This is a genomic window from Microvirga vignae (assembly GCF_001017175.1).
In the GTDB taxonomy this organism is placed as follows: Bacteria; Pseudomonadota; Alphaproteobacteria; order Rhizobiales; family Beijerinckiaceae; genus Microvirga; species Microvirga vignae.
On sequence record NZ_LCYG01000128.1, the window covers coordinates 34,326 to 40,407 of the forward strand.

General features: G+C 62.0%; 6 protein-coding genes. 4 read left to right on the forward strand and 2 right to left on the reverse strand.

What is annotated here, in order from left to right:
• Positions 1 to 28 precede the first annotated feature (28 nt).
• Both amrB and AA309_RS30135 read left to right on the forward strand, forming a co-directional pair.
• On the forward strand, positions 29 to 853 hold the full coding sequence (amrB, locus tag AA309_RS30130; protein WP_047192708.1) for an AmmeMemoRadiSam system protein B: 825 nt from the start codon (positions 29 to 31) through the stop codon (positions 851 to 853).
• Between the two features lie 237 nt (positions 854 to 1,090).
• Positions 1,091 to 2,026, forward strand: a complete 936-nt coding sequence (locus AA309_RS30135) for a diacylglycerol/lipid kinase family protein (RefSeq protein ID WP_047192709.1) — start codon at positions 1,091 to 1,093, stop codon at positions 2,024 to 2,026.
• A gap of 297 nt (positions 2,027 to 2,323) precedes the next feature.
• Here AA309_RS30135 and AA309_RS30140 read toward each other — a convergent pair whose 3' ends face one another.
• Positions 2,324 to 2,962 (reverse strand): GntR family transcriptional regulator, encoded by a 639-nt coding sequence (locus AA309_RS30140; protein WP_047192710.1) that lies wholly within the window; start codon positions 2,960 to 2,962, stop codon positions 2,324 to 2,326.
• Between the two features lie 219 nt (positions 2,963 to 3,181).
• Here AA309_RS30140 and AA309_RS30145 point away from each other — a divergent pair, with 219 nt between their 5' ends.
• The gene (locus AA309_RS30145) at positions 3,182 to 4,630 is read left to right on the forward strand and encodes a M20 family metallopeptidase (protein WP_047192719.1); all 1,449 of its coding nucleotides are present in this window, start codon (positions 3,182 to 3,184) and stop codon (positions 4,628 to 4,630) included.
• Between the two features lie 75 nt (positions 4,631 to 4,705).
• Positions 4,706 to 5,563: a transporter substrate-binding domain-containing protein gene (locus AA309_RS30150; RefSeq protein WP_047192711.1), complete on the forward strand. Its 858-nt coding sequence runs from the start codon at positions 4,706 to 4,708 to the stop codon at positions 5,561 to 5,563.
• A 245-nt stretch (positions 5,564 to 5,808) separates the two neighbouring features.
• Here the strand turns inward: AA309_RS30150 and AA309_RS30155 are convergent.
• The coding region (locus tag AA309_RS30155) for a PAS domain-containing protein (RefSeq protein WP_047192712.1) at positions 5,809 to 6,082 on the reverse strand (274 nt) is incomplete at its 5' end.

Consider the following 6,082-nt stretch of genomic DNA (forward strand, 5'->3'; position numbering starts at 1 on the left):
TTAGGAGTCGCCTGCGGAGCAGCATCCTGTGGCATCCGGACAAGACCAACGGCAGGTCAGGCGGACTGCGGTCGCGGGCCGGTTCTATCCTCGCAGCCCGCACCAGCTTCGCACGACTGTCGACGAGCTCTTGGGCAGAGCAAGGATTGTCCCAGCGGCGGCTCCCAAAGCCATTATAGTCCCTCATGCCGGGTACATCTACTCCGGCGAGGTGGCTGCCGCCGCCTTCGCCCTGCTACAACCCCATGCCGACACGATCACGCGCGTGGTGCTGATCGGGCCATCGCATTACGTGTCGTTCCGCGGGCTCGCTCTGCCGACCGTGGATGCCTTCGAGACGCCGCTTGGGAGCGTGCCCCTCGCGCGGGGTGCGGCCACCGCACTTGCGGATCTCGCGCCCGTGGTGCGGGCCGACGCCCCGCATGAGCCGGAGCATGCCCTTGAGGTCGAACTGCCCTTCCTCCAGTCGGTTCTCAGGTCGTTCGAGCTGGTCCCAGTGCTGACTGGTGACGCCGCTCCGGAGGAGGTCGCCAGTGTGCTCGACCGGCTGTGGGGTGGGCCGGAGACGCTGGTCGTGGTCAGCTCAGACCTGTCGCACTTTCATGATTATGAGACCGCCCGACGCCTCGATGCGGTCACGGCGGATTCAATTGAGCGAGGCGACTGGGCCAGCCTCGGACCGGATAACGCCTGCGGCTACGTTGCCGTTGCGGGTCTCCTCATTGAAACCAACCGTCGTGGTCTTAAGGTGCAGCGCCTGGCGCTGGCGAACTCCGGCGACACCGCCGGGACACAGGATCGTGTTGTCGGATATGGGGCGTGGGTCACCGACGCGGCTCGGAACGCAACCTAGAGCATCGGCCCCGAAAGTGGACTTGCACTTTTGGGAACCATCCGATGCTCATTCTTGAGAGGAGCGCATCATGCGGAAAACCGGGTCCACTTTTCCGCACGATGCGCTAGCTGTTTGGATCCGGGGAGAATGCGAGACCGTGCTGTCACCGCGACTCGGCAGACGCGACCGCATTCAGGAGAAACCGTTTAGCCATGCGGCGCATTAGCATGGCTGGGCTTGCCGGATACACCAATCATGTCATCTCGGCCGAGAGTTGCCGTACTATTGAACGTCTCTGCCGGGATGCTGGAAGGCCAATGCAGTGACACCCTGCGTGCAGCGCTGACCGCCGCCTTCGAGCAGCATCGGGTCTCCGCGGCTCTGGAGTTCCTGACGGGACCGGAGCTGCATAAGGCCTCACAACGTGCTGCGCATCGTATCAAGGATCAAGAGCTGGACGCCATCGTGGTGGGCGGCGGGGACGGCAGCATTCGCACCGTCGCCCATGTACTCGCCGGAACGGACATTCCGCTTGGCATCCTACCGCTCGGAACCCTAAACCATTTCGCCCGGGATCTTGGCATTCCTACCACGATCGATGAAGCGGTGGCGCTGATCGCTGCCGGGCAGACCCGTCTATTCGACGTGGGAGAGGTCAATGGAGAGACCTTCATCAACAATTCCTCCATCGGACTTTACCCGTACTTGGTTCGGGAGCGAGAGCGAAGGCGGCGCCGAGAAGGGTTGTCGAAGCTGAGCGCCTTGATCGTGTCCGGATTTCGCGTGCTGCGCCATCTTCCACTGAGGCGGCTCTCGATTGCCGCAGAGGGGTTGGTCGAACCGTGCCGGAGCCCAATCGTGTTTATCGGCAACAACGAATACGCTCTCACGGCGTCGGTCTTCGGCAGGCGGGGGAGGCTGGATAGTGGTGAGCTCTGCATCTACATCACCCGGGCCCAGAGCCGGCTGGCTTTGTTATGGCTCGCTGCTCTGGCCGTCATGGGGCGTTTGGAGTTGAAGCGGGACCTACGGATCATGAGAGTTTCGAAAGCCGAGATCCGCTCGCGTGCCGGCAGGATTCTCGTCGCGCTCGACGGAGAGGTCGGCGTCCTGCGCTCGCCACTGTGCTACCGAAGCCGGCCCGGCGCCCTGCGGGTTTTCATGGCTCCGACGCAAGAGGACGACGAGTAGCGGAGCCTCCTTTCAATCAGGGGGTCCCGGGTTCGAGTCCAGCGCGCTCGCCAAGCGTTCCCGAGCACTTACAGCATCGGACGAGAAAAGTGGATTTGCACTTTTGGGTCCGATGCTTTCTCCTTGAATGTGAGCATCGGTCGTGCGGAAAACCGGATCCACTTTTCCGCACGATGCTCTAGCTGCTGGTTGGCTTTGGTCCTCCTTCCCAGAAACCGGATCGGGAGGCGTATGGGAGGCAAGCTCGTCTCTGTCTCCGGCAGTGCCTCAGCGTAACGGAGCCGCGACAGCGCTCTGTCAGGCCCGCTGAGGCTGGCGAATGTGCAGGGCAATAATTTCTTTCAGTCGAGGCGCATCCCGGGCCGAGAGCGCCTCGATCATCGCATGATGCTCACGGCTCGACTGCTCGACGCGTGCTCGCGTGCTCCATTGCCCTGCCAATGCCGACGACGTTCGACTGCGCAGGTCCGTGACGAGGTTCAGAAGCTCGGGATTCGAGCACAGCCCGAGGAGTTCACGGTGGAAGGCGAGGTTGGCCTCGTACTGATCCAGAACCGTCCCGTTGAGAATGGCATCATCGAATTGCTGCGCGAGATCGCGGATGCGCTCGATTGCGGCAGGGGTTGCACGGGTCACGATGCTGTCGACGGCTGCCGTTTCAAGGATAATGCGGAGTTCGAGAATATGGGCGGTCTGTTCTCCATCCGGCAGGAAAACATGGTACCCGCGATTGGGCACGTGCTGCACCAAGCGCTTCTGGGCGAGATACTCCAGAGCCCGCCGGACATCGGGGCGGCCGTATCCATAGCGCTGTTCAAGATCAATCTGCTTCAGCCACATGCCCGGCGCAAAAAAACCGGACCGCACATCCCGTGCAATCAGATCGGCAAGGACCATCCAGGCTTTCTTCAGCGGTGCGTCCCTCAATGTGTCCATCGCTGTCCATTCTGTCCTTTTCCGAATGCTTCCCAAGCCTTGCCTGATCTTCAGGCGCGGCTCAAGCCGGGCCAAAAACAGATCGGCAGATGCCCTCTTGCATCGGTTCGCTCATCATGCATCATATTGGTACCAATTTTGGTGAATGTCATCCGCCCGGTTACAGGCCAGCTCGGCTTCGGACCTGGAGCGCTCTGCCAACGCATCGGAGGTCGAACCTTGTCGGCGAAGAATTCCCCGGACATCTGGGATCTGGTCGAGGCCAAACGTGAGACGTTCTTCGCTCTCAGCGACCGCGTCTGGGAGATGCCCGAGCTGAATTATGAAGAGTTCCGCTCCGTTGCCGAACATGCGGCAACGCTGGAGCAGCAGGGATTCAGGGTGACGCGCGGCGTGGCGGACATTCCGACCGCCGTCATGGGGGAGGCGGGCGAGGGCGGGCCGGTCATCGCGATTCTGGGCGAGTACGATGCCCTGCCGGGCCTGAGCCAGGAGGCGGGAATTGCCGAGCGGAGGCCCGTTGTGGCGGGCGGCAACGGCCATGGCTGCGGGCACAACCTGCTCGGCAGCGGGTCGCTCATGGCTGCGACTGCGGTGAAGGATTATCTGGAAGCCCACGGCCTGAAGGGTCGTGTGCGCTACTATGGCTGTCCGGCCGAAGAAGGCGGTTCCGCCAAGGGCTTCATGGTCCGGGCCGGCGTCTTCGACGACGTCGATATCGCGATTTCCTGGCATCCGGCACCCTTTGCTGGCGTCAACAATCCGATCTCGCTTGCCTGCAACGAGATCAACTTCCACTTCGCTGGCCGTGCCTCTCACGCGGCGGCCTCGCCTCATCTGGGCCGGAGCGCACTCGACGCGGTCGAGCTGATGAATGTGGGCGTCAACTACATGCGCGAGCACATGCCGAGCACGGCCCGCATTCACTATGCCGTCACGGATACGGGCGGTTCAGCCCCGAATGTAGTGCAGGCCAGCGCAACGGTGCGTTACCTGATCCGCGCCCGCGATCTGGCGGAGATGCAGGGGTTGCTCCGGCGTGTGAAGAAGATCGCCGAAGGCGCCGCGCTCATGACCGAGACGACCGTGCGCAGCGAGATCGTCAGCGGTGACGCGAACCTGGTCGGCAACACGCCGCTCGAGCAGTTGATGCACCAGAACCTGGAGAGGCTCGGACCTCCGGTTTTCGACGAGCATGACAGGGCCTTCGCGGCGAAGATCCAGGAAACATTGACGGACGAGGACATCAAATCCTCCTTCGCACGCTTCGGGCTGAAGCCCCGGATGGGTGTCCCTCTCTGCGATACGATCTTCCCGCCCGAGAGCGGGGATGGAATGTTCGTGGGGTCCACCGACGTGGGCACGGTCAGCTGGATGGTCCCCACCGTGCAGATGCGCGGTGCCACCTACGCCATCGGGACGCCAGGCCATTCCTGGCAGCTTGTTGCGCAAGGAAAAGCTCCTGCGGCCCATAAGGGCATGGAGCATGCCGCCAAGGTCATGGCCGGCACGGCCGTCGATCTCTTCCGCGATCCGGCTCTGATCGAAGCAGCCAAAGCCGATTTCCGCGAGCGGCTGGCCGGGACGCCTTTCGTCAATCCGATCCCGGATGATGTCGATCCGCCGGTCTCGACGAAGACGAGCCAGGCTGAAGAGGTCGCGTCCTGAAACCCATCTCCACTCGAACCCGCGAGCCTTGAGCGCGATGGGCGCTCATCAACAACGATCAACAGAGGGCAATCCATGACGACCATCAGCAAGATTCTGGCGCTTGCAATCGCCGGCGCGACGCTGGCACTCGGACCAGCCGCCACGGCACAGGAAAAGACCTGGACGAAAGTCCGCATTGCGACGGAGGGAGCGTTCGCGCCTTGGAACTTCACCAAGACCGACGGCACGCTCGACGGCTTCGAGATCGAACTGTACCAGGATCTTTGCAAGCGCATGAAGGTCGAGTGCACGATCGAGGCGCAGTCCTTCGACGGCATGATTCCGGCACTGAATGCCGGCAAGTTCGACGCGATCATGGCCGGCATGTCCGCGACCGCCAAGCGCGAGGAGGTGATGGCCTTCACCCAGTCCTATGGAACCACGGGCCAGACCTTTGCGGTGCTGAAGTCGAGCGCTCTCGTCAACCTGCCTGATAAGGAACAGGTGTTCTCCCTGGCGACCAACGAGGCTGGCGCCGTTGCAGAAATTGAAAAGCTGAAGCCGCACCTGAAGGGCAAGACCATCGGCGTGCAGGGCTCGTCGATTGCTGCGAACTTCCTCGACAAGTACCTGAAGGATGTGGCGGAGATCCGCGAGTACAAGACCACGGAGCAGCACGACCTCGATCTTACGGCCGGTCGCATCGATATGATCATGGCATCGACGGCCTACCTGACCGGTGCGGCAGGGAAGCCCGAGAATGAGCAGATGACTCTCGCAGGGCCGCGCTTCCAGGGCGGCATGCTCGGTCGTGGAAGCTCGGTCGGCCTGCGCAAAAGCGACCCGGAGCTGAAGGCGATGTTCGACAAGGCCATCGCGGAAGCGAAGGCTGACGGTACGATCGAAAAGCTCTCGAAAAAGTATTTCGGCTTCGACATCACGCCGCGCTAACCGGCATCACCGATCCCGGCAAGCAGCCTGAGCATTCTGTTACGGCGTCGGAGCCACTTCTTCGGCGCCGTAACACGTTTGCGAACTCAGCACTCGGGCGATGAGAAGTCTTGATCCATCGAGCAACATCTCTGCTGCAAGCTGGCGATGTCCGCGGAGTCTTTGAGGCGGAGCGGGAATGTGGCTTGTGGCACAATGCGCCCCACCAAAATGCCGGGAGACGCTTGGCTCACTAACGGTCGTCTTTAGGCCCGCGCCCATTCGGTCCGGTCGTAGCCTTCGACGAAAAGACCCTTGATCTGTCCCTTCGCATCCTCAACAGGGCGATAAACAAAATCGATGACGTGCTCCTCAAGCGGAGCGCCTGGCCTAGGCTGAACCATGATACGCATCATGCGGCCGACGAACGACTTTCTGGTTTGATACACATGATCCAGCAGCTCGTAATAGCCCTGCCCCCGCAGCTCCGGGAGTGCCTCCCGGACAGGTCTCCCGACTAGGTCGTGTGGACGGATTTGA

Excerpts from the sequence above, each read along its gene's own strand:
- AA309_RS30135 (WP_047192709.1), top strand. The coding sequence starts at position 1,091 with ATGTCATCTCGGCCGAGAGTTGCCGTACTATTGAACGTCTCTGCCGGG.
- AA309_RS30140 (WP_047192710.1), bottom strand. The coding sequence starts at position 2,962 with ATGGACACATTGAGGGACGCACCGCTGAAGAAAGCCTGGATGGTCCTT.
- AA309_RS30150 (WP_047192711.1), top strand. The coding sequence starts at position 4,706 with ATGACGACCATCAGCAAGATTCTGGCGCTTGCAATCGCCGGCGCGACG.